Here is a 22098-nt window from a genome sequence, read left to right on the forward strand (position 1 = left end):
AGCTCGCCGCTTCTTTTTTCCACACCGACCCTTGCCATGGCCACCAGCCTGCTTCTGCTGCTCGACGACATCGCGACTGTCCTGGACGATGTCTCGGTCCTCACCAAGGTCGCCGCCAAGAAGACGGCCGGCGTGCTCGGCGACGACCTTGCGCTCAACGCGCAGCAGGTCGCGGGCGTCAAGGCCGACCGCGAACTGCCGGTGGTCTGGGCGGTGTGCAAGGGCTCGTTCGTCAACAAGCTCATCCTGGTGCCCGCGGCACTGGCCATCGGCACCTGGCTGCCCTGGCTGGTCACGCCGCTCTTGATGGTGGGCGGCGCCTTCCTTTGCTTCGAAGGCTGCGAGAAGCTCGCCCACAAGTTCCTGCACAAGCAGGAGCATGAGGCCGACACCGCGCGCCACGAGCGCGCCGTGGCCGACGAGGCCGTCGACGTGGTCGCGGTCGAAAAGGACAAGATCAAGGGCGCGGTGCGCACCGACTTCATTCTTTCGGCCGAGATCATCGCCATCACGCTGGGTACCGTGCAGGGCCAGTCCTTTCTCACGCAGTTCACCGTGCTGGCGGGCATTGCACTGATCATGACCATCGGCGTCTACGGCCTGGTGGCCGGCATCGTGAAGCTCGATGACGCGGGGCTCTACCTGAGCCAGCAGGCGAGCAAGGCTGCGCAGGCCCTGGGCCGCGGCATTCTCGCGGCGGCGCCGTGGCTCATGAAGGGGCTGTCGATTGCGGGCACCGCGGCCATGTTCCTGGTGGGTGGCGGCATCCTGGTGCACGGCGTGCCGGCCCTCGGCCATGCCGTCGAAGACTGGGCTGCGGCCACCGGCGGCGTGTTTGGTGCGCTGGGGTCGATGGGGGTGAATGCGGGCATCGGCCTTGTGGCCGGTGCCGTGGTGCTGGCGGTGGTCGAACTCGTCAAGAAGCTCCGGCGCTGAGCGGGAACCCTGCCGCCTTCAGCGCCGCGCCTTGGCGCGCTGCACCAGGTCGACCACGATCAGCGCCACCCCCAGGACCAGGGCGAACCAGCCGACGATCGATGCGCCGGCCACCATCTCGAACCAGCGCGTGCCTTGCAGGAAGCGCGGCCCCAGCAGCACGGCGGCGCCGATCAATACGCAGAGGATGCCGCGTTCGAGCGTGCGGAGTTGTCTTGAGGCCATGGGTCTTGGTTGAATCTGGTGCGGGTCTGCAGGACCGACATTGTCGCAAGACGGATGCACCGCAGAATCGAGGCGCAAAAAATCCGGAAGGAACCGCATGACCATCGAAATCTCCAAGGAAGTCCGCCAGCAGGCCATTGCGTCGATCGAGCGCTACTTCAACGAGAACATGGACGAGAAGATCGGCAACATCGCGGCCGGCGCGCTGCTCGGCTTCTTTCTTGAAGAGATCGGCCCCATCGTCTACAACAAGGCCGTGGCAGACGTGCAGGAGCGGCTGCAGTCGCGCATCTCGGAGGTCGATCTCGAAGTGCACGAGGACGAGTTCCAGTACTGGCGCAAGTTCGAGCGGCAGAAAAAGAGCCGATAGCCGGCGCCTGGCGTAGCGCGCACGCATCGCCCGCCGTTCAAAGATGCTTCCAAACGTTGCAAAATCCCAAGCCATGCAACCACGCCGTCCCATTTCGCGCTTTGCGCCTTCTTCGCTGCTGCGCACCCTTGCCGCCTTGCCGCTCGTCCTGGCCGCTTCCCTCGCGGCGGCCCAGCAGGACCCGGCGTCGTTCCCGCTGGATTCGGTCGGCTACCTGAACGAGGAACTGCCGCGCATGGAAGCCGCCATCGCGGCCAGGGACCGCAGCTTCTTCCACGGCGCGATGGCCCGCACGGTGGAGTTCTCCGAGCGCTGGGGCTTCAAGGCGCAGGCCAATCCGGACCTGGCCAGGTACCCGATGTGCACCGAGGCGGTGATGGACTACGTGGTCGTCGGCATGTGCAGGCTCAATCCCGCGAGCGATGGATGCGAGCCCGGGCTGGCGCCGCGCTTCGAGGCGAATGTGCAGCGCTGCCGCGAGGTGGCGGCGCGAAAATAGGCGCTCCCGTCCTTCGACGCAAAAAGAAAGTCCCCGCAGGCAATGCGGGGCGGAGACACCATGGACTACTCCCCCTACCAGACCCTCGCCATCACGCGCCGCGGTGCCAACGGCGCGGTGCTCGACATCCAGATGCGCGCGGCCAACGGCAAGCTGCCCACTGCCGGCCATGACGGCCATCGCGAACTGGCCGAGATCTGGCGCGACGTGGCGGCCGACGACACGGTGCGCTGCGCGGTGCTGCGGGGAGAAGGGCTGGGCTTCTCGGGCGGCGGCGACCTGGCCATGGTGCAGGACATGACCACCGACGACGCGGTGCGCCAGCGCGTCTGGAAAGAGGCGCGCGACCTCGTCTACAACATCATCAACTGCGACAAGCCCATCGTGAGTGCGATGCACGGCCCGGCCGTGGGTGCGGGCCTGGTGGCGGGGCTGCTGGCCGACATTTCGATTGCCGCCAGTGACGCGAAGATCGTCGACGGCCACACACGCCTGGGCGTGGCGGCGGGCGACCACGCGGCCATCGTCTGGCCGCTCCTGTGCGGCATGGCCAAGGCCAAGTACCACCTGCTGCTGTGCGAGCCTGTGAGCGGCGCGGAGGCCGAGCGCATCGGCCTGGTGTCGCTCGCGGTGGACGAGGCCGACCTGCTGCCGCGCGCCTACGAAGTGGCCGACCGGCTCGCGGCCGGCAGCCAGAGCGCGATCCGCCTCACCAAGTACGCGCTCAACAACTGGCTGCGCCAGGCCGGCCCAACCTTCGACGCCTCGCTGGCGCTCGAATTCATGGGCTTCGCGGGTGCCGACGTGCGCGAGGGCGTGGCCTCGCTGCGCGAAAGGCGCGCGCCGAACTTCGGCTGAAGTCCCGCCCGCCGAATCAGGCCTTCTTCAGGCCCAGCAGCGTCTGCAGCAGCACCACGCGCGTCTGCCCCAGCACCATGCCTTTCCATTCATCGTTGTCGCAGTAGAACGCGTCACGCAGTTGCTGGCGGATCTCGCGTTTCTGCGCGTCGGGCGCCTCGGGGTGCCGGCGCAGCCAGGTGTCGGCGCGCAAGCGGGTCAGCACTTCGCTGTCGGGCAGCGTGCCGAACTCCAGGCCCATGGGCGCGATGCTTGCATCCGGGCACTCGTCGTAGGCGATGGAAACCACCGGCCCCGAGACGTCGGCCGAGGCCGAGTCGCCGGCAAAGGGCGCGAACACGTCGGCGCCCCACCAGGCATGAGCCTGCGCAAGATCGGCCGGCGCATTGCGGCCCGGGTAGATCTTCTCGCCATGGCCGTAGGGGCCGAGGCCGGTGTGGATGTCGATCCAGCCGATGTGCGTGGCCGACGCGGCGTAGCTGCGCAGGATCGCGCGCATCGTGCGGTTGCTCCACGAGGGCGCGATGCCGCCGTAGAACAGGCCATCGGGCGAGCTGTACTGGCCCCGGGTGACGGCTGCGCGGAAAGCGCGCATGCCGTGCTTCTCGACATAGGCGGCCATGGCGGCTTCGTCGGCGGGTGTCGGCGGCCAGGTGGCGGGCAGCACAAGCGGCTCGACCTCGGCGTACTGCGCATTCACCGGCAGCGGCGCGCCGAAGTCGATGTGGTTGCGGTTCAGGTCGATGTTGTCCTCGTTGGTGCGGTGCAGGTGCGAAAAGCCGTGCGGATTGACCGCATGCACCAGCAGCAGCGCCACGCCCGCCTGTTCGAGCCGGCCCAGCAGGTCGGCGTCGCGGAGCGTGGCAAGCTGCGCGCCCGAGCCGCAGAAGCCCTCGGGGCCGTGCGTGCCCGAGGTGACGAGCAGCAGCTTCTTCGCGTCCCTGGTCCCGATCAGCGCCGCGTCGGTCGCCAGTTCCTCGCCGAGTGCGCCGCGGTGCGTCGGCAGCACGAAGGATTCGATTGCGGCGCCGCGCATTGCCGCGGCATCGAGGAACTTGGCACGCGCTTCGGCGTACGTGCCTGAGAAATGGCGGGTGGCGGCAGTAGAGGGGGTGTGCATGAGCGGGGGCTCCTGTGCGTGAGTGTAGGAAGTGGTGTCAGGCCGGCGGGTAGGCGGCGCCCGCTTCGCCTGAGGTCCAGGGCGCGTACTTGTGCATCGCACGCTCGAACAGCGGCGAGGCGGTCCAGCCCGCGAGCCAGGCGCGCAGCAGCGGCCAGGGCTGGCTTTCGAACCACGCGGGCTCGACCATCGCGAACTGCCGCACGAAGGGCATGACGGCGGCATCGGCCAGCGCCGCCCGCGCGCCGAAGAGTTGCCCGGAGCCACTGGCGAGCCGTGCTTCCAGCTCCAGCAGGAATTGCGCGCCCAGTTCGCGCGCGCCGCCGGCGGACGTGTCCGCGAAGCGGCCCGGGTACTTGTAGCGGTCGAGTTGCGGCTTGAAGCGGTTGTCGCATGCGGCGATAAGCGCGAGCATGTCGTCGAGCGTGCCCGCCTCGGGCGCGAGCCAGCGCAGCGGATCGTTGCGGCCCAGCGTCCACAGCATGATGTCCAGGCTTTGCTCCAGCACCGTGGCGCCGGGCAGCACGAGCACCGGCACCGTGCCCTTGGGCGAGGCAGCGAGCATTTCTTGCGGCTTGTTCTTCAGCACCACTTCGCGCAGCTCGCAGCGCTCCCCGCTGGCGGCCAATGCCAGCCGGGCGCGTATCGCGTAGGGGCAGCGGCGAAAGCTGTAGAGGACGGGAAGGCGAGGGTCTTGCATCGAGCGCAGGAGTCTATGCGCGCGGCTGCGCCGGTGGAAGGCCGGCTGCATTCAAATGCAACTGGGTTGCACTGGTTCATATAATGCAATTCTGTTGCATATAGGGCCATCCCCATGACCGACCGCCTCCCCGTCACCGTGCTGTCCGGCTTTCTCGGCGCCGGCAAGACCACGCTGCTCAACCACATCCTGCACAACCGGGAGGGCCGCCGCGTAGCGGTCATCGTCAACGACATGAGCGAGGTCAACATCGACGCGGCGCTGGTGCGAAACGGTGGTGCCGAGCTTTCGCGCACCGACGAGAAGCTGGTCGAGATGAGCAACGGCTGCATCTGCTGCACGCTGCGCGAAGACCTGCTGCTCGAAGTGGGCCGGCTCGCGAGGGAAGGGCGCTTCGACCAGCTGGTGATCGAATCCACCGGCATCTCGGAGCCGCTGCCGGTGGCCGAGACCTTCACCTTTGCCGGCGAGGACGGCAAGAGCCTGGCCGACGTGGCGCGCCTGGACACCATGGTGACGGTGGTCGATGCCTTCAACTTCCTGCGCGACTACGGCTCGCCCGATAGCCTGGGCCAGCGCGGCCAGTCGCTGGGTGACGAGGACACGCGCACCGTGGTCGACCTGCTGATCGAGCAGATCGAGTTCTGCGACGTGCTGGTGGTCAACAAGACCGACCTCGTGAGCGCCGAGGAGCGCGAGCGGCTCGTGGCCATTCTGCGCAGCCTCAACCCGCGTGCGCGCATCGAAATTGCGGCGTTCGGCCGCATCGCGCTCGACCGCGTGCTGGACACCGGCCTGTTCGACTTCGAACAGGCCGAAAGCGCACCGGGCTGGCTGGCCGAACTGCGCGGGGAGCATCAACCCGAGAGCGAGGCCTACGGCATCCGCAGCTTCGTCTACCGCGCGCGCCTGCCGTTCCATCCGCAGCGCTTCTGGGAGCTGGTGCAAAGCGAGTGGGAGGGCGTGGTGCGCTCCAAGGGATTCTTCTGGCTTGCGAGCCGCGCCACACGGGCCGGCTCTTGGTCGCAGGCGGGCGGTGCCTGCCGCTACGGCGTCGCGGGCCTGTGGTGGGCCGCCGTGCCGCGCGAGCACTGGCCGGCCGACGAGGAAGCGCTGGCGACCATCCGCAAGAACTGGGACCCGGCCCCCGGCGATGCCCGCCAGGAACTGGTGCTGATCGGCATCGGCATGGACGAAGCCGCCCTGCGTGCGCGGCTCGATGCCTGCCTGCTGACCGAAAGCGAAATGCGGCGCGGCGCTTCGTCGTGGGCGGATCTGCCCGATCCCTTTCCGTCCTGGAACGTGTAGTCGGCCCTGGGCCTCAGCCCCTGCATTCCCCGCAGGTGCCATGCAGCGTGAGCGCGGTGTGGCGGGTGTCGATGCCCTGCTTGCGCAGTTCGCGGCCGAGCCGGCTCATCACCTTGGGCAGCTCGGGATCGGAGGGGAGCGCGAGCACCTTGTGGCACTGGTCGCATTCGAAGGTGTTGCCCGATGCGGCTTCCACATGGCGCGAAAAGCGATTGACGCGGTCCGCGCCCACGCGGCGGTCGCACAGGCCCGCGTCGACCAGGCGGTCGAGCACGCGGTACACCGTGACGCGGTCGGGCGCCTCGCCGGTGGCAGTGGTGTAGGCGGCCACGACGTCGTCGTGCGTGAGCGGCTGGGAGGCGTGCTCCAGCAATTCGAGCACGGTCTGCGCGGCGCGCGTCACGCGCAGCCCGCTGCTGCGCAGCAGGGTTTCGCTGTCGGGCGCCGTCGCGGCAATGGGGGGCTTCGGATGCGGACTCATTGGTTTTCCGTGGAACCGACATTGTGTTGCATTCCGTGAGCCCGCGCCCCGGGCGGCCCGAATGCGCTAAGGTCTGGTTTTTCGCGTTTCTGAATACCTTCTACCGACCATGTCCAGTTCCCCGATCGAAATCGAGACCGCCCCCCATCCCACCGCCACGGTCATCGTGATGCACGGCCTGGGTGCCGACGGAAACGATTTCGTGCCGATTGCCAACGAGCTCGACCTGTCGAGCGTGGGCCCGGTGCGCTTCGTGTTTCCCAACGCGCCGGTGATCCCCGTCACCATCAATGGCGGCTACCGGATGCCGGCCTGGTACGACATTGCCGTGGCCGACCTGGCGGCGCGCGAGGACGAGGCCGGCCTGCGCCGCTCGCAGGCCACCATCGAGGCGCTGATCGCCAACGAGAAGGCCCGCGGCATCGCGGCCAACCGCATCGTGGTGGCGGGCTTCTCGCAAGGCTGCGCCATGGCGCTCCTGACCGGGCTGCGCCACACCGAGCGGCTGGCCGGCATCGTCGGCCTCTCGGGCTACCTGCCGATTGCCGCCACCACCGCGGCCGAGCGGCATGCGGCCAACCACGACACCCCGGTTTTCCTGGCGCATGGCCGGCAGGACCCCGTGGTGCCGCTCGAGCGGGCGCTGCAGTCGCGCGACGCGCTCACCGCGCTGGGCCATCCCGTCGAGTGGCACGAGTACACGATGGCGCACTCGGTGTGCATGGACGAGATTGCCGACCTGAACCAGTTTCTTCTGCGCGTGCTGGCCCGCTGACGACCTTCAGCGCCTTCACGCCGACGCGAAATGGAAGGAGACGAAAAGAATGATCCTCGTCATCGGACACGCCATGGCGAAACCCGAAACCCTGCAGGCGATGCTGGCCATCAGCGTGGAGCACGTGCTGCGCTCGCGCACCGAGCCCGGCTGCATCTCGCACGAGGTCAGCGCCGACGTGCAGCAGCCGCTGCGGCTGAGCTTCGTGGAGCGCTGGAGCGACATGGCGGCGCTGAAGGCGCATTTCCGCGTCGAGGCGTCACGCGCCTTCGGCAAGGCGCTGGCCGCCATGGCCGACGGCACGCCGCAGATCTCCATCTACCAGTCGGAAGAGATCGGTCCCGCATGAGCCCAGCTATCAAAACAATAGCAGCGCGCAGCATAGCGGATGCCGGGTTTCCCTGCACGAGCAGCGCCCGCGCGGCCGTGCTACCTTCCAGCCCCTCAGAGATTGACGGGTCATAACAATATGAGCAGCAGATTGCAGGAGAGGCTGGGTGCGCTCTCAGCCGCGCGGTTGAAGGGCATGCGGCGCGGCATCGAGAAGGAAAGCCTGCGCGCGCTGCCGGACGGCAAGCTCGCGCTCACGCCGCATCCGCTGGCCCTGGGATCGGCGCTGACCCATCCGCACATCACCACCGACTTCAGCGAATCGCAGCTCGAGCTCATCACGGGCGTGCATGCCAGCGCCGAGTCGGCGCTGGAGGAGCTCACGCGCGTCCACCAGTTCACCTACCGCGTGCTGGCCTCGCTCGGCGACGAGCGGCTCTGGGTGTCGAGCATGCCCTGCGGCTTGCCGACCGACGAGACCATTCCCATCGGGCGCTACGGCTCCTCGAACGTCGGGCGCGCCAAGAGCGTCTACCGCATGGGCCTGAGCCACCGCTACGGGCGGCGCATGCAGACCATCTCGGGCATCCACTACAACTGGTCGCTGCCCGACGTGTCCAGCGAACAGTATTTCGCGCTCATCCGCAACTTCCGGCGCCATGCCTTCCTGCTGCTGTACCTGTTCGGCGCCTCGCCCGCGCTGTGCTCCAGCTTTGTCGCAGGGCGCCCGCACGAACTGCAGCCATTGGGCGACGGCAGCATGTTCATGCCGCACGGCACCTCGTTGCGCATGGGGCGCCTGGGCTACCAGAGCGACGCCCAGGCCTCGCTGGCCGTGAGCTACAACAGCCTCGAGGGCTACGGCGCCTCGCTGCAGGACGCGCTCACGCGGCCCTGGCCGGCCTACGAGGCCATCGGCATCCGCAACCTCGGCGGCGACTACAACCAGCTGGGCACCAGCCTTCTGCAGATCGAGAACGAGTTCTACGGCACCATCCGGCCGAAGCGCGTGATCCATCCCGGCGAGCGCCCGCTGCATGCGCTGCGCGAGCGCGGCGTCGAATACGTCGAGGTGCGGCTGATGGACCTCGATCCCTTCGAGCCGGTGGGCATCAACGCACAGACCATGCGCTTTCTCGATGTGTTCCTGCTGCAGTGCCTCTTGAGCGACAGCCCGGCCGACACGCCCCAGGAAATCGCCGAACTGGCCCACAACCAGCACCTCACGGCGGCGCGCGGACGCGAGCCGGGCCTGCAGCTCTTGCGCGGCGGCCGCGAAGTGGGCCTGGCCGATTGGGGCATCGAGCTCGTCGAGCAGTGCCGGCCCATCGCCGCCGCGCTCGACGCCGCGAGCGGGGGCACGCAGCATGCCGACGCGGTGCGCGCCGCAATGGCCGCCCTGCAGGGCCCTGGCAGCCTGCCTTCGGCGCGGGTGCTGGCCGCGGTGGAGGAACGCCACGGCAATTCCTTCATCGGATTCGTGCGCGCGCAGGCGGAGCAGACCCGCGCCACGCTGCTGGCCCTGCCGTTCTCGGCCGAGCAGCAGGCCGAGTTCGAGCGCATGACCGAGGAATCGATCCAGGAGCAAAAGCGCATCGAGGCCGCCGACACCCTGCCTTTCGAGATCTACCGGGAGCAGTACGTGTCCCCCGCGCGCCTGGGAATCGGGCGCGGGCGGGTGGCCGTTGCGGCCTGACCGTCCGACGCATCCCACTGCCACATCGCCCGCCTGACGACAGGCGCGAAGGGCGTTGGCCTACAGGCATTGGCCGGCATCGCCCACCGCGGCAGCCGCTGCCGCGGCGACCATGGGCGGCATGCAACCCGCCAGCTTCAGATCTCGACTCCGGCCCATGGTTCGGCCGGAGATTGCGGCATGACTTTCAAGGCCTATCTTGTTGAGGACAGCCCTCTCATTCGCGAAAGCCTCGTCGGCTTCCTGCACGACGTGGCTGACGCGGACGTGGTGGCCTGCGCCAGCAGCGAGGAAGAAGCCGTGCGCTGGCTGGATCATCACCGCGACGACTGGGACCTGGCCATCGTCGATCTTTTCCTGGAGCGCGGCAACGGCCTGGGGGTGGTCAGGGCCTGCCGCCACCGCGCGGCCAAGCAGAAGGTCGTGGTGCTGAGCAACTACGCCACCTCCGATATGCGCCGGCGCTCCGCGCAGCTGGGTGCCGATGCCTTCTTCGACAAGTCGGCCGAGCTCGACCAGCTGGTGGCCTACTGCGAAACGCTGCGTCACGCGCGCGACTGAGCCCGCCTCCGGGCACCCTTGCCAGGACCCCTTTCTGGGGTAAAACGCCACGCGGCCGACGTGGCGGCCATCGGCACACCATTCCCAAGGAAAGAAAGCAGCGAGATGAGCAACAGCACCATCGACTTCAAGGGCCGCGTGGCCATCGTGACCGGCGCGGGCGGCGGCCTGGGCCGCCAGCATGCGCTGGCCCTGGCGGCGCGCGGCGCCAGGGTGGTGGTCAACGACCTGGGCGGCGCCCGCGACGGCTCCGGCGCCTCGGTGAGCGCGGCGCAGGCCGTGGTGGACGAAATCGAGACCGCGGGCGGCGAGGCCATGGCCAACGGCGCCTCCGTCACCGATTTCGAGGCGGTGCAGGCCATGGTGAAGCAGGCGGTCGACGCCTGGGGCCGCGTCGACATCCTGGTCAACAACGCCGGCATCCTGCGCGACAAGAGCTTTGCCAAGATGGAGCTCGCCGATTTCCAGCTGGTGGTCGACGTGCACCTGATGGGCGCGGTGAACTGCACCAAGGCCGTCTGGGCGCTCATGAACGAGCAGAAGTACGGTCGCATCGTCATGACCACCTCGTCTTCCGGCCTTTACGGCAATTTCGGCCAGAGCAACTACGGCGCTGCCAAGCTTGCGCTGGTGGGGCTCATGCAGACGCTGAGCATCGAAGGCGCAAAGAACGACATCCGCGTCAATTGCCTGGCGCCGACCGCGGCCACCCGCATGACCGAGGGGCTGATGCCGCAGGAAGTGCTGGACGCGCTCAAGCCCGAGGCCGTGGTGCCCGCCATGCTGGTGCTGGCGGCCGAGAACGCGCCGAACCGCACCATCCTCTGCGCCGGCGCCGGCACCTTCGAGGCCGCGCACATCACGCTGACGCAGGGCGCCTGGCTCGGCATCGGCGCGGACACGCCCGAGCAGCTGGCCGCGCGGCTCGCCGAAGTGACTTCGCGCGAGGGCGAGATCGTGCCGCAGAGCGGCTCGGCCCAGGGCAGCAACGAGGTCGGCAAGGCGATGGCGAGCGCCGGCAAGGGCTGATTCGCCATCCGGTCCATGGCCGCTTGACCTCGAGTGCACTCGAGCATTTCCAATGGATTCACCGGGCCTTCCGGTTCATTCATCCATCCGGGGAAAGCAGCCATGAACACGACAGACGACAGCAGGGCGCTGGTGCAGCGCATCCATTCCGAGCTGGACAAGGGCAACGGCCAGCTCTTCATCGACAGCCTGGCCGACGACGCCCGCTGGACGCTCGAAGGCAGTACGCCGTGGTCGCGCACCTACGCAGGCAAGGCCGCGATCCGCGAAGAGCTGCTCAAGCCGCTGTTCGCGCAGTTTGCCGGGCAGTACGTGAGCAAGACCGAGCGCATCATTGCCGAGGGCGACCGAGTGGTGGTGCTGTTCAGCGGCGACGTGCCCACCCGGGCCGGCAAGCGCTACAACAACCGCTACTGCTACATCTACCGCATCGAAGGAGGCAAGGTGAAAGAACTGACCGAGTACTTCGACACCGCACTGGTCCAGCAGGCGCTCGAGGCGCCGCCGGCTCCAGGCCATCTCCATGCCCAGGCCGCCTGACAACGGCACGCCCTTCCACATCGGCGAGCTGGCCCGGCGCACCGGCCGCACCGTGCATGCCATCCGCTGGTACGAGACGCAGGGCCTGGTGCCGGGCGTCGTGCGCGACGAAGGCGGACGGCGCCTGTACGGTGAACTGCACGTCGGCTGGCTCGACCTGATGGACCGGCTGCGCCGCACCGGCATGTCGATTGCCGGGATGCGCGAATACACCGCGCTCGCGCTGCAGGGCAAGGCCACGCTGCGTCAGCGCCGCGACCTGCTTGCCGCGCACCGCGCGCGCGTGGCCGAGACCATTGCGGATTGGAACCAGGCGCTGTCGCTGGTCGAGCGCAAGATCGATTTCTACGACGACTGGATGCAAAGCGGCCACAGGCCGCCCCTGCTGCCCGCCGAAGCGATGCGCGCGCCGCCGCCCAGGCGAAAGGCGCGATAGCCGGTGTGGTGCCCGCCTACTCCGCGATGAAGCCCGTGTCCTTGCGGATCGAATCGCGGTCGCGGTGGTTGTTCAGCCGGCCCAGCGTGTTGTCGAGCAGGCGCTTGAGCTTGTCGGCCGCGCCGCGGAAGGCCTCGTCGAGGGTGGTGGCGTGCTGGGTGACGGCCAGCGGCTGATGGTGGGCCAGGCGTGCCTCCATCACGCAGCACTTGTCTCCGCCGCCGGCCTTGTCGTGGTTCTCGTCGCTCAGATGCACTTCGACGCGGGTGACGTCGTCGACGAAGCGGCCGAGCTGCTGCTTGATTTCCGCATCGGCCCAGCGCTCCAGCGCGTCCCTGTTGTTGACGCCGTTGCTCGTGTTGACCTGAATCTGCATGCCTTGTCCCTGATGATGGATGAACGAGCCCCTACTGTGCGCCCTAAACGCCCCAGGTACGCGTAGGCATGTTCCCCGACCCCCGGGACGAGGCGGGATTCAGCTCTGGATATAGGTCGTGAGCTGCGCGATGGTTTCCTCGTGGTCGGCAATGATGTCGTCCATCAGGTCCTGGATGGAGATCATGCCCACCACCTTGCTGCCGTCGACCACCGGCAGGTGGCGGAACTTGCGCTGGCTCATCAGCGCCATGCAGGCGTGCGTGCGGGTCTGAGGGGTCACGGTCATCACGTCGGGCGTCATGATCTCGGAGACCTTCATTTCCTTGGAGTTCTTGCCCTGGAGCGCCACCTTGCGGGTGTAGTCGCGCTCGGACAGAAAGCCCACCAGCCGGTCGCCGTCCATCACCATCAGCGCGCCGACCTCGAAGCGCGCCAGGGTGGCCAGCGCATCGAACACGCTGGTGTCGGGCGAGGTGCGCCAGGCCGCGGAATCGTGGCGCTTGAGCAGTTCGGAGACGGGTTTCATCGCGGTAGCTCCATCAAAAAGTTTGGCTCGGGCCGGCGCGTCCATGCGCCGCACTCGGTCAAATGATAGGGGCGGAACCACCCCCGCGATGCAAAAACCTCCAGGGGATTGCGCGCGCCGCGCCGGGATGCGCGCTGACGCGAACTAAGGTGTTGGTGCGAGCACGCGGCCGAGTGCCACCGGGTCGCCTACCACGGTCTTGACCAGGCCCTTGTCGTCGAAGCTCACCTGGTACTCCGACCAGCTGTCGCGCCAGTAGCGCCAGATGGGCGCATCGAGGCTGGGGTTCTCGCTGGCCACCGGGTAGCCGATGGCCATCAGCACCTGCTCGCGCGTCATGCCGGGCGCCACTTTTCCGGCCACGATGGCGTCGCGCACGGCGGGCGCGAAGGCCGCCATCTTCTGCTTCGGGTCTTCGGTCACCACGTAGCGCTGCGCGAAGTCGATCAAGGTGATGTTGCGGCTGTAGTCGTTCTTGATGCGCTGGGGCTTGCCCGCGAGATCGAGGTTGAACCAGCGGAAGTCGTAGCCCGTGATGCGCGCCGGCGTGCCCACGGCCACGATGCTGGTGCCTTGCTCGTCGTAGTTGATGTCGCTGATCGAGTTGCCGTAGGTGCGCATGTTGCAGCACAGGTAGCCGCTGATCAGCGGGCCCGGCGGCGGCGAGGGACGCTGGGCATGGACGACGGCCGCGGGAACGGCGGTGGCTGCCAGCAGGGCGGCAGCGGCAAGGCGCTTGAACATGGATTTCCCTCGGTACTTATTGAAAATGGCTGCGCATGCAGCGCGCGGATTCTAGAGGGCGCGGTGCGCCCGGGCGCAGGCAAAATGGGCCTGTGCAGCTACAGAAAGCGTAGCGGCGTGATTTGCCGCACATCGCGGTCCACAATGCGCACCCGGCCTTCGGGCCGACCTTCCCCACAGAGCGAAAGAAAGAACACCCTCGATGGCGATCCAGTGGTTCCCCGGGCACATGTACACGACCCAGAAGGCCATCACCGAGCGGGTGAAGGACATCGACGTGGTCATCGAGCTGCTCGACGCGCGCCTGCCCGGCTCCAGCGCCAACCCGATGCTGGCCGAGCTCACGTCCGGGCGGCCCACGCTCAAGGTGCTCAACAAGCAGGACCTGGCCGACCCCGCGCGCACGGCGCTCTGGCTTGCGCACTACAACGCGCTGCCGGCCACGCGCGCCATTGCGCTCGACGCGAGCCTGGCCACGCCCGCGCAGGCCATCGTGCGCGCCTGCCACGAGCTCTCGCCCAACCGCGGCGGCATGGCCAAGCCGATGCGCGTGCTGATCTGCGGCATTCCGAACGTCGGCAAGTCGACGCTCATCAACACGCTCACCGGCAGCCGCAAGGCCAAGACCGGCGACGAGGCCGGCATCACCAAGCTGGAGCAGCGCATCACGCTGGCCGACGACTTCTACCTGTGGGACACGCCCGGCATGCTGTGGCCGCGCATCGTGGTGCCCAAGAGCGGCTACAACCTGGCGGCCAGCGGCGCCGTGGGGCGCAATGCCTTCGACGAGGAAGAAGTGGCGCTGGAGCTGCTCAACTACCTGAAGACGCACTACGCGGCAGGCATCACCGAGCGTTTCAAGCTGGCCGAGCACGACGCCGCGGCCATCGCCGCCATGAAGGACGAGGAAGTGCTCGACGCCATCGGCCGCAAGCGCGGCGCGCTGCTCGGCAAGGGCCGCGTCAACCTCCAGAAGGCGGCCGAGATCGTGATGCACGAGTTCCGCGCGGGCAGCCTCGGGCGCGTCACGCTCGAGACGCCCGAGGAGTTTGCAGGGTGGCTCGCCGAGGGGTTGCGCGCAGACGCGGAGCGTGCGGCAAAGAAGGCGGCGCGCGGCAAGAAGCGCAAGCCGGCTGCCGAGTCCGCCGAGGGCGAAGGGCCACGGCCGGACTGACCAGCCGAAGGCCGCTCGCCCACTATCATCGAAACATGCAACGCCTCACGCGCCAACGCAACGCGGTCTTCTCCGCCTTCAGCGACACCGGCCTGGTGCTGACCGCACCTGAAATCCTCGAGCGCGCCCGCGCCATCGTGCCCGAGATCAGCCTCTCCACCGTGTACCGCCAGGTGTCCATGCTGCTGGCCGACGGCGAGATCGCCAAGGTCGAGCTGCCGGGCGAACCGGCGCGCTACGAAGTGGCCTGCAAGCCCGATGCGCACCGCCATTCGCACCATCACGGCGAAGAGGCCGACCACCACCATCATTACTTTCACTGCGGCAGCTGCGGGCAGGTCTTCATGCTGCATGCATGCCCCGGACCCATGACCGACCTGGTGCCCAAGGGCTTCCGGGTGACGAGCCATGAAGTGACGCTGCATGGCGTGTGCGCGGCCTGCGCCGGCGCCGCCCGCAAGGCGCGGTCGCCGAAGGCGCACTGACGCTCGGCGGCGGGTCAGCGCACCTGCAGGCGCGCGTCCTTCGGATAGCTGATGGTGTAGTCGGCCGCGACGCGCGCGGTCTTGCCGGGCTCCAGGTCGAAGCGCCACATGGCGAGCCCGGGCTGCTTGTTCCAGGCCAGTTCGCCGGGCTGCGGCGAGAACTGCGCGGCCACGCGCACCTGCTCGTCAACGGAGACGGGAGCCGCCTCGAGCACCTGCACCGCGATCGGCGTGCGGTGGCGGTTCTCCACCACGTAGGCGCGCTGCACCTTGCGCTCGGCGCGCGAGCCGGCAAAGCCGCCCGTGCCCTGGCTGTCGTTCTCGGGCTCGGCCTGCACGCGCACCAGTTCGTCGCGGCCGAAGGAGAGCGTGAGCCTGGCGTCGCTCGGCGCGCTCCACCGGCCGCTGCCGACGAAGTTGCCGTCGCGGTAGAGCTGCAGCGCACCGGCCGGCCATACGCCCGCCGGCTGCGCGAGTTCGGCGACCAGGAAGGCGCTGGCGTCCACGCGCGGGCTGGTGCGTGCGGCAAGCTTCGCCGTGTCTTCGTGCTGGCCCAGCGCCAGCGTCACGCGCTGGCCGCTGGAGGGCACGTCGATGCTCTGGGGCACCGCGAATTCGGTGGCAAAGCTGTTGTCGAACACGTTCACGTCGAACTGGGGCTCCGTGGCCTCGGCCATGGCGCGCCGGTCGGCGGATGCGGCGGGCGCCGGCGCCGCCATCATCGCGGGCATGCCCGCCTGGACACGCGGCGGCGGCTCGATGCCGATGCGCCACGCCGTGGGTGTGCGGCCCGCGGTCTCGCGGCGCGGCTGGCCGGTGGAGAGCACCAGCTTCACGCCGCGCCAGTCTTCGCCGGTGGCCTGCGCCACCAATGCCTGGCGCTCGATGCGCACCTTGCTCGTGGCGGTGTCGAGCAGCGCGCGGTAAGTGGGCGTCCAGCCGGGGCCGGCGACCTGGTAGCTCAGCTTCACGTCGGCATCGGCGCTGGCGGCCAGCGTCACGGTCACGGCCATCACCTGCGCGCCGTGGCCTTGCGAGCGCTTGCGCTCGGCCAGCAGCGGGTTCAGCTGCCGGTCGATGTCGGCCTGCCTGCGCTGGATCTGGTGCTGTTTGAGCAGCGAGTCCTGCCCGGTACGGCGCATCGCCTCGGCCATGGCGGCGAGGTTGCGTGCATCCATCGGCGCGCGGGCGCCCTGGGCCGATTCGCCGCTGCCGCCCGAGAGGCCTTTCAGGTAGCCCGTCACCATGCCCAGCGCGTCATTCTCGGCCTGCAGCGCGGCCTTCTGGTCTTCGAGTTCGCGGATGCGGCCGTCGAGCGCGCTGGCGGCGCAGCGGGGCGACAGTTCGCGCGCCTCGCTGAGCACCGAGGTCTCGCCCACGCGCACCGATGCGCCGGCCGACACCTGCAGGCTCTGCACGTCGAGAGTCGCGGGCAGGCAGGCGAAAGTGACCGACCGGCTGCCGGCCGCAACGCGCGCGACGCGCTCCACCGTGGCGCTGCCGGGATAGACCTTGACCTGGGTGATGCGCGAGTTGTCGGCTGCGGCTTGCGCAAGGGCGCCGGTACTCGCCGCCAGCCATGCGGCGGCGGCGAAGGTGGCACGGAGAAGAAAGGCGGCGGAGGGTGCTTTCATGGAGAACCTTCGGAAGTGGATGGATGGCTTGTCTCCACTCATACGGCCGGGCGCGTCCAACGGGGTCGAGTCACTGCGAATTTTTTCGGACGCGGGTGCTGCTGTCGCCAATGCAACCGCAGGGGCGCTGCCGGTCACGCGCGCGACGAGGCGTGGCGGCTGCGCTTCGTAGAGTGGGGTCGCCCGCTAGCCAACGCATTTCCGATCCAAGGAGATCCTCCATGCTCGACACCATCCAGGCCATCAACAAGACCGCTGCCTTCAACCGCTGGGCCGGCTTCGAAGTCACCCGCGCCGCCGCCGGCGAAGCCGAACTGCGCATGGAATGGCGCGAGGAAGACATGGGCCAGTACGCCGGTTTCCTGCATGCGGGGCTGATCGGCGCCATGCTCGACACGGCCTGCGGCTTCGCGGCCGCCACGGTGGCGGGCCGCGTGCTGGCCTCGCATTTCTCGGTGAACTGTTTGTCGCCCGCGCTGGGCCGTGCCTTCATCGCGCGCGGCAAGGTGGTGAAGGCGGGGCGCAAGCAGGTGTTCACCACCGCCGAACTCTATGGCCAGGGCGATGGCGACAGCCTCAAGCTCGTGGCGACGGGGAGTGCCATCCTGGTTCCGGTGGAAGAGCCTCCGCCGGCAAAGTGACAGCCGCCTTGGCGCCGGCGCGCCGGAGCTTGAGTCCGAACAGCGGCCGCAGCCAGTTGAAGCGGCGAATCAAGCCGTCGGTGAGCAGCCAGCAGCCCGCGACGGTCAGCACGACCAGCAGCGTGGGCTCCAGCACCGGCCCCAGCGCGAGCGGAGCCAGCAGCGCGACGCCGGCGATGATCAGCGTCTGGTGCAGCACGTACCACGGGTACACCGACTCGTTGGCCCAGCGCAGCCAGGGCCACGGGCGGTTCAGGTGGCGGTGGCCATGGCCCAGGATGGTGGCGACCGCCAGCCACAGATAGAGCATGCGCAAGCTGTCCATCAGCACGCCGGAGGGCGGGCCCTTGGCGCCGAGCCGCAGCACGATGAAGGTGGTGATCGCCGCCGCGGCCAGCGCCAGAGATATCCGCCGCAGGCGTTCCAGTTCGCGCCACACGCCCGTGTCCACGCCCATCCAGTAGCCGTAGAGGAACACGGTGAAGTAGACGCTGTGCAGGTGAAAGTCGCGGACCAGGTTGTGCGTGGGCGGAAAGTGCCGCGCCAGCAGCATCGTCCAGACCAGCAGCGGGAGCGCCGGCAGCAGCAGCAGCCTCCAGCCGCGCAGCCCGTTGAAGCGGCGGCGCATCCACTGGCCGGCCGGTGACCGCCACAGCGGCAGCGTCAGGGCAATGAGCGCCGTGTAGGTGAACAGGTAGGGCAGGTACCAGAGGTGGTTCCATGTGATGCCGAACTCCGCGCCGGCGAAGGCCGCCTTCGGCCACGGATCGCTCATGGAAAGATAGCGCAGCAGGAAGGCGCCGAAGCCCGGCGCCACCAGGCCGCTGGCCACGCCTTGCGCATAGGCCTGGTAGGGCACGACCACCGCCATGCCGAAGGCCAGCGGCAGCATCAGCCGCACGCCGCGGCTACGCAGCAGGCCCCAGGTGCCCTGGCTGCGGCTCAGGAAGCCCAGCGACACGCCCGAGACCAGGAACACCAGATCCATGCGCCAGAGGTTGAGCACGCGCATCGGCCACTGCAGCCATTCGGCCGCATGCGGACTCTTGAGGTGCCAGGGCCAGTCGGCCACGTAGTACATCGCCACGTGGTACAGGATGACCAGCAGGAAGGCCAGCGCGCGCAGCGCGTCGATGTCGTGCCGCCGGTCGGACAAGGTGGATGGGGTTGTGCTCATCGGTCGATGGTTGCGTCCATCCGCCGCGCGCGGCCTGCCCGCGGGACGGATCGCGGGCCTTTTGTGACGAGCGGTGCCCTGCAGGGACGAAATTCGCCCGCCCGGCGCGAGGATCGCGAGAATCCCGGGCATGGGAGATTCCCGCAAGAACCTGTACGAGCGCTACGAACCCATCCGCCGCCGCGTGGAAGTGGGCTTCTGGATCGTCTTCATGGCACTGCAGGCGGTGTTCAATACCACCGTGGCGCTGGTCGACGCGCGCGACCGCGCCGTGCCCCGCGCCGCGTGGGAAATCGTCACCTGGGAGGTGTCGAGCCACCTCGTGCTGCTGGCGCTGGTGCCGGCGGTGGTGGCCATCCAGCACCGGCTGTCGCCGCTCGCGCGCACCCACCTGCTGCGCTACCTGGGCTGGCACCTGGCCGCCAGCGTGGTCTTCAGCGTGGTGCACGTGGCGGCGATGTTCGCGCTGCGCGCCATGGTCTACGCGGCGGCCGGCGAGCGCTACGACTTCGCGGGCTGGACCGGGCGCTGGGGCTACGAATACCTGAAGGACGTGCGCGCCTACCTGTCGATGGTGTTCGGCATCTGGGTCTACGGCGTGTTCATGCTGCGGCTGCAGGGCGAGGCGCGCGTGCTCGACCAGCCCGAGGCGGCGGCGGCAGCGCTGGCCGAGCCCGCCGAAGCCCATCAGGCTGCCGCGCCGCCCGCGCGGCCCGAGCGCTTCCTGGTGCGCAAGCTGCGGCGCGAATTCCTGATTGCCGCCGGCGACATCGATTGGCTCCAGGCCGAAGGCAACTACATCGGCCTGCACGTCAACGGCCACGACTACCTGCTGCGCGCCACGCTCACCGATTTTCTGGCGCAGCTCGATCCCGCCCATTTCGTGCGCGTGCACCGCAGCCACGCGGTCAATCTCGGCCGCATCAAGGAAATCGAGCCGCTCGACGGCGGCGATGCCCGGCTGCACATGCACGATGGCAGCACGGTGCCCTGCAGCCGGCGCTATCGCGATGCCTTGCGTGCCGGGGCGAGTTGACTTCGGGCAACGCCTCCGTCGTCCCGTTCCGGTGCAACCTTTGCACTGAGAGTGCCCATTCGCGGTCATTTCGCACCACTAAAGAGCTTTCAGGCACCATTTTTGCTTTCCTGCGGCGCTGCCCCGAGCAATTCGGGTGCATGCACCAATTCAAACCAAAAACTGCAAGAAGCTCCAATGGACGCACTCAAACAGGGCGCAGACGCGCTGTTCATTCTTCTCGGCGCGATCATGGTGCTGGCCATGCATGCCGGTTTCGCCTTCCTGGAACTGGGCACCGTGCGCAAGAAGAACCAGGTCAATGCGCTGGTCAAGATCCTGGTCGACTTCTCGGTCTCGACCATCGTGTACTTTCTCGTAGGCTATGGCGTGGCCTACGGCATGCACTTCTTCGTGGGCGCTACGGAGCTCGCGGCCAAGAGCGGCTACGAGCTCGTGAAGTTCTTCTTCCTGCTCACCTTCGCGGCGGCCATCCCGGCGATCATTTCGGGCGGCATTGCCGAACGCGCCAAATTCTGGCCTCAACTGATCGCTACGGCGGTCATCGTCGGCGTCGTCTATCCGCTGTACGAGGGCATTGCCTGGAACAAGGCCTTCGGCATCCAGGCGTGGATCGCCTCCGTCACGGGCAGCGAGTTCCACGACTTTGCCGGCTCGGTGGTAGTGCACGCGGTGGGCGGCTGGCTCGCACTGCCGGCGGTCATCCTGTTGGGCGCGCGCCGCAACCGCTACCGCGGCGACGGCTCGCTGAGCGCGCATCCGCCCTCGAACATTCCTTTCCTGGCGCTGGGTGCCTGGGTGCTGTGCGTGGGCTGGTTCGGCTTCAACGTGATGAGTGCGCAGAGCATCGACAAGATCTCCGGCCTGGTGGCCGTCAACTCGCTCATGGCGATGGTGGGCGGCACGCTGGTGGCACTGGCCATGGGAAAGAACGACCCCGGCTTCGTCTACAACGGCCCGCTCGCCGGATTGGTGGCCGTGTGCGCGGGTTCCGACCTGATGCATCCGCTGGGCGCGCTGGTAGTGGGCGGCGTGGCCGGCGCCATCTTCGTGGCCATGTTCACGCTCACGCAGAACAAGTGGAAGATCGACGACGTGCTCGGCGTCTGGCCGCTGCACGGCCTGTGCGGCACCTGGGGCGGCATTGCGGCGGGCATCTTCGGCACGCAGGCGCTGGGCGGCATCGGCGGCGTGAGCGTCTGGGCGCAGCTCATCGGCACCTTGATGGGCGTGGCATGGGCTGCGCTCGCAGGGGCGCTGGTGTATGGGGCGCTCAAGGCGACGATGGGGCTGCGGCTGACGCAGGAAGAGGAATACGACGGCGCCGACCTGTCGATCCACCATATCTCGGCGACGCCGGAGCGTGAGGTGAACTGGTAACGCGATCTGCTGAAGCGTATGCATCCGGCTCACATAGCCGCGAGAGCGCGGCCCAAGAGCACAAAAGCGCGGTCTGTAGCAAACTCGCCCGACCGCTTCGCTTCCACTTTCAACCGACGCCAATGACCCAAGCTCCCCCCGCCCTCGAAGTCCTCCCCCGCGATCTCTCCGCCTACCGCAAGGGCAACGTCGGCATCGACTACGTGCACCGCTTCGAGTCCGGCAAGCCGGGCCCCCACGTGCTGATCAACGCGCTCACGCACGGCAATGAAATCTGCGGCATGACCGCCGCCACGCACCTGCTCGACACCAACGTGCGCCCGAAGATCGGCACGCTCACCGTGAGCTTTGCCAACGTGGAAGCGTACGAGTCCTTCGACCAGGCGCTGCCCTTCGACAGCCGCCAGCTGGTGCACAACCTCAACCGCATCTGGTCGCCCGAATGGCTCGACGGCACCGAAGACAGCCCCGAACTGCGCCGCGCTCGCGCGCTGCGGCCGGTGGTGAGGGCGGCCGACCACATCCTGGACATCCACTCCACCAGCCAGCCGGTGATTCCGTTCTGGGTGTATCCCGCCTATGACCGCAATGCCGAGGCGGCGCTGGCCATCGGCCGTCCGTCGGTGCACCTGGTGATGCCCGACGGCCTGGGCTCCGGCACGCCGCTGATCCAGCATGGCCGCCACGGCCTGCCCGATGGCAAGGGCGTGGCGCTGGTGGCCGAATGCGGCCAGCACTTCCTGCGCTCGGCCTCCGAGCTGGCCACCGCCATCTCGCTCGACTTCCTGGCGCACTTCGGCCTCATCGACAAGGACCCCGCCGCGCCGACGCCCGGCCCGCAGCGCCGCTTCGAGCTGCTGCAGACGCACGTCATCAAGTCGGAAGAGTTTGCGTTCGTGCGCCCGCTGATCGGCTTCGAGACCTTTGCCAAGGGCGAACTGATCGCCACCAACGGCCCGGACGAGATCCGCGCGCCGTGCGACGAATGCACGATCTTCATGCCCGCGCAGCGGGTGATCGTGGGGCGCGAGGCGGTGTACCTCACAAAGCCGATCTGAA

27 protein-coding genes are annotated in these 22098 nt (G+C 68.3%); 18 read left to right on the top strand and 9 right to left on the bottom strand.

What is annotated here, in order from left to right; translation table 11 throughout:
- The first annotated feature begins 36 nt into the window (after nucleotides 1-36).
- Complete coding sequence (locus EJO66_RS21580) at nucleotides 37-936, top strand: DUF808 domain-containing protein (RefSeq protein ID WP_124955845.1); 900 nt, start codon at nucleotides 37-39, stop codon at nucleotides 934-936.
- 18 nt (nucleotides 937-954) lie between these two features.
- Here EJO66_RS21580 and EJO66_RS21585 read toward each other — a convergent pair whose 3' ends face one another.
- A complete protein-coding gene (locus EJO66_RS21585; protein ID WP_124955843.1) occupies nucleotides 955-1161 on the bottom strand; it encodes a hypothetical protein in 207 nt (68 codons plus the stop codon).
- A gap of 97 nt (nucleotides 1162-1258) precedes the next feature.
- Between EJO66_RS21585 and EJO66_RS21590 the strand changes: the two genes are divergently transcribed.
- The 3 genes from EJO66_RS21590 (at nucleotide 1259) to EJO66_RS21600 (ending at nucleotide 2888) form a co-directional block, all read left to right on the top strand.
- Nucleotides 1259-1531, top strand: coding sequence for a DUF2164 domain-containing protein (locus EJO66_RS21590; protein WP_125966047.1), 273 nt, complete (start codon nucleotides 1259-1261; stop codon nucleotides 1529-1531).
- Nucleotides 1532-1604: 73 nt separating this feature from the next.
- Nucleotides 1605-2030, top strand: coding sequence for a hypothetical protein (locus EJO66_RS21595; protein ID WP_124955839.1), 426 nt, complete (start codon nucleotides 1605-1607; stop codon nucleotides 2028-2030).
- Nucleotides 2031-2090: 60 nt separating this feature from the next.
- Entirely contained in the window at nucleotides 2091-2888 is a 798-nt protein-coding gene (locus tag EJO66_RS21600; RefSeq protein ID WP_125966048.1) for an enoyl-CoA hydratase/isomerase family protein, read from the top strand.
- A 16-nt stretch (nucleotides 2889-2904) separates the two neighbouring features.
- Here EJO66_RS21600 and EJO66_RS21605 read toward each other — a convergent pair whose 3' ends face one another.
- Both EJO66_RS21605 and EJO66_RS21610 read right to left on the bottom strand, forming a co-directional pair.
- Nucleotides 2905-4008: a M14 family metallopeptidase gene (locus EJO66_RS21605; protein ID WP_124955835.1), complete on the bottom strand. Its 1104-nt coding sequence runs from the start codon at nucleotides 4006-4008 to the stop codon at nucleotides 2905-2907.
- A 37-nt stretch (nucleotides 4009-4045) separates the two neighbouring features.
- A complete protein-coding gene (locus EJO66_RS21610; protein ID WP_124955833.1) occupies nucleotides 4046-4708 on the bottom strand; it encodes a glutathione S-transferase in 663 nt (220 codons plus the stop codon).
- A gap of 114 nt (nucleotides 4709-4822) precedes the next feature.
- Here EJO66_RS21610 and zigA point away from each other — a divergent pair, with 114 nt between their 5' ends.
- On the top strand, nucleotides 4823-6016 hold the full coding sequence (gene zigA, locus EJO66_RS21615) for a zinc metallochaperone GTPase ZigA (RefSeq protein WP_125966049.1): 1194 nt from the start codon (nucleotides 4823-4825) through the stop codon (nucleotides 6014-6016).
- 13 nt (nucleotides 6017-6029) lie between these two features.
- Here the strand turns inward: zigA and EJO66_RS21620 are convergent, their stop codons facing one another.
- Entirely contained in the window at nucleotides 6030-6497 is a 468-nt protein-coding gene (locus tag EJO66_RS21620) for a Fur family transcriptional regulator (protein WP_018906270.1), read from the bottom strand.
- Nucleotides 6498-6606: 109 nt separating this feature from the next.
- On the opposite strand from EJO66_RS21620, the gene EJO66_RS21625 reads away from it, so the two are divergent.
- The 7 genes from EJO66_RS21625 (at nucleotide 6607) to EJO66_RS21655 (ending at nucleotide 11864) form a co-directional block, all read left to right on the top strand.
- Nucleotides 6607-7272 carry an alpha/beta hydrolase gene (locus tag EJO66_RS21625; RefSeq protein ID WP_124955829.1) on the top strand — a complete coding sequence of 222 codons (666 nt, stop codon included), beginning with the start codon at nucleotides 6607-6609 and terminating at the stop codon, nucleotides 7270-7272.
- 49 nt (nucleotides 7273-7321) lie between these two features.
- Nucleotides 7322-7621: a putative quinol monooxygenase gene (locus tag EJO66_RS21630; protein ID WP_124955827.1), complete on the top strand. Its 300-nt coding sequence runs from the start codon at nucleotides 7322-7324 to the stop codon at nucleotides 7619-7621.
- Nucleotides 7622-7741: 120 nt separating this feature from the next.
- Nucleotides 7742-9298 carry a glutamate--cysteine ligase gene (gene gshA, locus EJO66_RS21635; protein WP_124955825.1) on the top strand — a complete coding sequence of 519 codons (1557 nt, stop codon included), beginning with the start codon at nucleotides 7742-7744 and terminating at the stop codon, nucleotides 9296-9298.
- Nucleotides 9299-9478: 180 nt separating this feature from the next.
- Nucleotides 9479-9859, top strand: coding sequence for a response regulator transcription factor (locus EJO66_RS21640; protein ID WP_124955823.1), 381 nt, complete (start codon nucleotides 9479-9481; stop codon nucleotides 9857-9859).
- Between the two features lie 105 nt (nucleotides 9860-9964).
- Nucleotides 9965-10888, top strand: coding sequence for an SDR family NAD(P)-dependent oxidoreductase (locus EJO66_RS21645; RefSeq protein ID WP_125966050.1), 924 nt, complete (start codon nucleotides 9965-9967; stop codon nucleotides 10886-10888).
- Between the two features lie 102 nt (nucleotides 10889-10990).
- The gene (locus EJO66_RS21650; RefSeq protein WP_125966051.1) at nucleotides 10991-11428 is read left to right on the top strand and encodes a nuclear transport factor 2 family protein; all 438 of its coding nucleotides are present in this window, start codon (nucleotides 10991-10993) and stop codon (nucleotides 11426-11428) included.
- Complete coding sequence (locus tag EJO66_RS21655) at nucleotides 11412-11864, top strand: MerR family transcriptional regulator (RefSeq protein ID WP_124955817.1); 453 nt, start codon at nucleotides 11412-11414, stop codon at nucleotides 11862-11864. The genes EJO66_RS21650 and EJO66_RS21655 overlap by 17 nt, the downstream gene beginning before the upstream one ends.
- 16 nt (nucleotides 11865-11880) lie before the next feature.
- Here EJO66_RS21655 and EJO66_RS21660 read toward each other — a convergent pair whose 3' ends face one another.
- The 3 genes from EJO66_RS21660 to EJO66_RS21670 form a co-directional block, all read right to left on the bottom strand.
- The gene (locus EJO66_RS21660; RefSeq protein ID WP_124955815.1) at nucleotides 11881-12240 is read right to left on the bottom strand and encodes an HPF/RaiA family ribosome-associated protein; all 360 of its coding nucleotides are present in this window, start codon (nucleotides 12238-12240) and stop codon (nucleotides 11881-11883) included.
- 99 nt (nucleotides 12241-12339) lie between these two features.
- Nucleotides 12340-12768 (bottom strand): CBS domain-containing protein, encoded by a 429-nt coding sequence (locus EJO66_RS21665; RefSeq protein ID WP_125966052.1) that lies wholly within the window; start codon nucleotides 12766-12768, stop codon nucleotides 12340-12342.
- Nucleotides 12769-12912: 144 nt separating this feature from the next.
- Nucleotides 12913-13512, bottom strand: a complete 600-nt coding sequence (locus EJO66_RS21670) for an outer membrane protein assembly factor BamE (protein WP_124955811.1) — start codon at nucleotides 13510-13512, stop codon at nucleotides 12913-12915.
- A 202-nt stretch (nucleotides 13513-13714) separates the two neighbouring features.
- On the opposite strand from EJO66_RS21670, the gene ylqF reads away from it, so the two are divergent.
- On the top strand, nucleotides 13715-14686 hold the full coding sequence (gene ylqF, locus EJO66_RS21675) for a ribosome biogenesis GTPase YlqF (RefSeq protein ID WP_124955809.1): 972 nt from the start codon (nucleotides 13715-13717) through the stop codon (nucleotides 14684-14686).
- Between the two features lie 35 nt (nucleotides 14687-14721).
- Nucleotides 14722-15171, top strand: coding sequence for a Fur family transcriptional regulator (locus EJO66_RS21680; protein WP_125966053.1), 450 nt, complete (start codon nucleotides 14722-14724; stop codon nucleotides 15169-15171).
- Between the two features lie 14 nt (nucleotides 15172-15185).
- Here the strand turns inward: EJO66_RS21680 and EJO66_RS21685 are convergent, their stop codons facing one another.
- A complete protein-coding gene (locus EJO66_RS21685; protein ID WP_124955805.1) occupies nucleotides 15186-16805 on the bottom strand; it encodes a DUF4139 domain-containing protein in 1620 nt (539 codons plus the stop codon).
- Between the two features lie 221 nt (nucleotides 16806-17026).
- Here EJO66_RS21685 and EJO66_RS21690 point away from each other — a divergent pair, with 221 nt between their 5' ends.
- The gene (locus tag EJO66_RS21690; RefSeq protein WP_124955803.1) at nucleotides 17027-17446 is read left to right on the top strand and encodes a PaaI family thioesterase; all 420 of its coding nucleotides are present in this window, start codon (nucleotides 17027-17029) and stop codon (nucleotides 17444-17446) included.
- Here EJO66_RS21690 and EJO66_RS21695 read toward each other — a convergent pair.
- On the bottom strand, nucleotides 17382-18623 hold the full coding sequence (locus EJO66_RS21695) for an acyltransferase family protein (protein WP_124955801.1): 1242 nt from the start codon (nucleotides 18621-18623) through the stop codon (nucleotides 17382-17384). The genes EJO66_RS21690 and EJO66_RS21695 overlap by 65 nt on opposite strands.
- Before the next feature lie 130 nt (nucleotides 18624-18753).
- Here EJO66_RS21695 and EJO66_RS21700 point away from each other — a divergent pair, with 130 nt between their 5' ends.
- The 3 genes from EJO66_RS21700 to EJO66_RS21710 all read left to right on the top strand — a co-directional run bounded on the left by EJO66_RS21700 (nucleotide 18754) and on the right by EJO66_RS21710 (nucleotide 22097).
- Complete coding sequence (locus tag EJO66_RS21700; protein WP_125966054.1) at nucleotides 18754-19659, top strand: LytTR family DNA-binding domain-containing protein; 906 nt, start codon at nucleotides 18754-18756, stop codon at nucleotides 19657-19659.
- Nucleotides 19660-19836: 177 nt separating this feature from the next.
- The gene (locus EJO66_RS21705) at nucleotides 19837-21039 is read left to right on the top strand and encodes an ammonium transporter (RefSeq protein ID WP_125966055.1); all 1203 of its coding nucleotides are present in this window, start codon (nucleotides 19837-19839) and stop codon (nucleotides 21037-21039) included.
- 122 nt (nucleotides 21040-21161) lie between these two features.
- Nucleotides 21162-22097 carry a M14 family metallopeptidase gene (locus EJO66_RS21710; protein WP_125966056.1) on the top strand — a complete coding sequence of 312 codons (936 nt, stop codon included), beginning with the start codon at nucleotides 21162-21164 and terminating at the stop codon, nucleotides 22095-22097.
- Nucleotide 22098: the final 1 nt, after the last annotated feature.

This window comes from Variovorax beijingensis, assembly GCF_003951285.1.
GTDB lineage: Bacteria > Pseudomonadota > Gammaproteobacteria > Burkholderiales > Burkholderiaceae_C > Variovorax > Variovorax beijingensis.

What these genes read in the sequence shown, in the direction of transcription:
- EJO66_RS21580 (WP_124955845.1), top strand. Translation starts at nt 37, where the DNA reads ATGGCCACCAGCCTGCTTCTGCTGCTCGACGACATCGCGACTGTCCTG.
- EJO66_RS21585 (WP_124955843.1), bottom strand. Translation starts at nt 1,161, where the DNA reads ATGGCCTCAAGACAACTCCGCACGCTCGAACGCGGCATCCTCTGCGTA.
- EJO66_RS21590 (WP_125966047.1), top strand. Translation starts at nt 1,259, where the DNA reads ATGACCATCGAAATCTCCAAGGAAGTCCGCCAGCAGGCCATTGCGTCG.
- EJO66_RS21595 (WP_124955839.1), top strand. Translation starts at nt 1,605, where the DNA reads ATGCAACCACGCCGTCCCATTTCGCGCTTTGCGCCTTCTTCGCTGCTG.
- EJO66_RS21600 (WP_125966048.1), top strand. Translation starts at nt 2,091, where the DNA reads ATGGACTACTCCCCCTACCAGACCCTCGCCATCACGCGCCGCGGTGCC.
- EJO66_RS21605 (WP_124955835.1), bottom strand. Translation starts at nt 4,008, where the DNA reads ATGCACACCCCCTCTACTGCCGCCACCCGCCATTTCTCAGGCACGTAC.
- EJO66_RS21610 (WP_124955833.1), bottom strand. Translation starts at nt 4,708, where the DNA reads ATGCAAGACCCTCGCCTTCCCGTCCTCTACAGCTTTCGCCGCTGCCCC.
- zigA (WP_125966049.1), top strand. Translation starts at nt 4,823, where the DNA reads ATGACCGACCGCCTCCCCGTCACCGTGCTGTCCGGCTTTCTCGGCGCC.
- EJO66_RS21620 (WP_018906270.1), bottom strand. Translation starts at nt 6,497, where the DNA reads ATGAGTCCGCATCCGAAGCCCCCCATTGCCGCGACGGCGCCCGACAGC.
- EJO66_RS21625 (WP_124955829.1), top strand. Translation starts at nt 6,607, where the DNA reads ATGTCCAGTTCCCCGATCGAAATCGAGACCGCCCCCCATCCCACCGCC.
- EJO66_RS21630 (WP_124955827.1), top strand. Translation starts at nt 7,322, where the DNA reads ATGATCCTCGTCATCGGACACGCCATGGCGAAACCCGAAACCCTGCAG.
- gshA (WP_124955825.1), top strand. Translation starts at nt 7,742, where the DNA reads ATGAGCAGCAGATTGCAGGAGAGGCTGGGTGCGCTCTCAGCCGCGCGG.
- EJO66_RS21640 (WP_124955823.1), top strand. Translation starts at nt 9,479, where the DNA reads ATGACTTTCAAGGCCTATCTTGTTGAGGACAGCCCTCTCATTCGCGAA.
- EJO66_RS21645 (WP_125966050.1), top strand. Translation starts at nt 9,965, where the DNA reads ATGAGCAACAGCACCATCGACTTCAAGGGCCGCGTGGCCATCGTGACC.
- EJO66_RS21650 (WP_125966051.1), top strand. Translation starts at nt 10,991, where the DNA reads ATGAACACGACAGACGACAGCAGGGCGCTGGTGCAGCGCATCCATTCC.
- EJO66_RS21655 (WP_124955817.1), top strand. Translation starts at nt 11,412, where the DNA reads ATGCCCAGGCCGCCTGACAACGGCACGCCCTTCCACATCGGCGAGCTG.
- EJO66_RS21660 (WP_124955815.1), bottom strand. Translation starts at nt 12,240, where the DNA reads ATGCAGATTCAGGTCAACACGAGCAACGGCGTCAACAACAGGGACGCG.
- EJO66_RS21665 (WP_125966052.1), bottom strand. Translation starts at nt 12,768, where the DNA reads ATGAAACCCGTCTCCGAACTGCTCAAGCGCCACGATTCCGCGGCCTGG.
- EJO66_RS21670 (WP_124955811.1), bottom strand. Translation starts at nt 13,512, where the DNA reads ATGTTCAAGCGCCTTGCCGCTGCCGCCCTGCTGGCAGCCACCGCCGTT.
- ylqF (WP_124955809.1), top strand. Translation starts at nt 13,715, where the DNA reads ATGGCGATCCAGTGGTTCCCCGGGCACATGTACACGACCCAGAAGGCC.
- EJO66_RS21680 (WP_125966053.1), top strand. Translation starts at nt 14,722, where the DNA reads ATGCAACGCCTCACGCGCCAACGCAACGCGGTCTTCTCCGCCTTCAGC.
- EJO66_RS21685 (WP_124955805.1), bottom strand. Translation starts at nt 16,805, where the DNA reads ATGAAAGCACCCTCCGCCGCCTTTCTTCTCCGTGCCACCTTCGCCGCC.
- EJO66_RS21690 (WP_124955803.1), top strand. Translation starts at nt 17,027, where the DNA reads ATGCTCGACACCATCCAGGCCATCAACAAGACCGCTGCCTTCAACCGC.
- EJO66_RS21695 (WP_124955801.1), bottom strand. Translation starts at nt 18,623, where the DNA reads ATGAGCACAACCCCATCCACCTTGTCCGACCGGCGGCACGACATCGAC.
- EJO66_RS21700 (WP_125966054.1), top strand. Translation starts at nt 18,754, where the DNA reads ATGGGAGATTCCCGCAAGAACCTGTACGAGCGCTACGAACCCATCCGC.
- EJO66_RS21705 (WP_125966055.1), top strand. Translation starts at nt 19,837, where the DNA reads ATGGACGCACTCAAACAGGGCGCAGACGCGCTGTTCATTCTTCTCGGC.
- EJO66_RS21710 (WP_125966056.1), top strand. Translation starts at nt 21,162, where the DNA reads ATGACCCAAGCTCCCCCCGCCCTCGAAGTCCTCCCCCGCGATCTCTCC.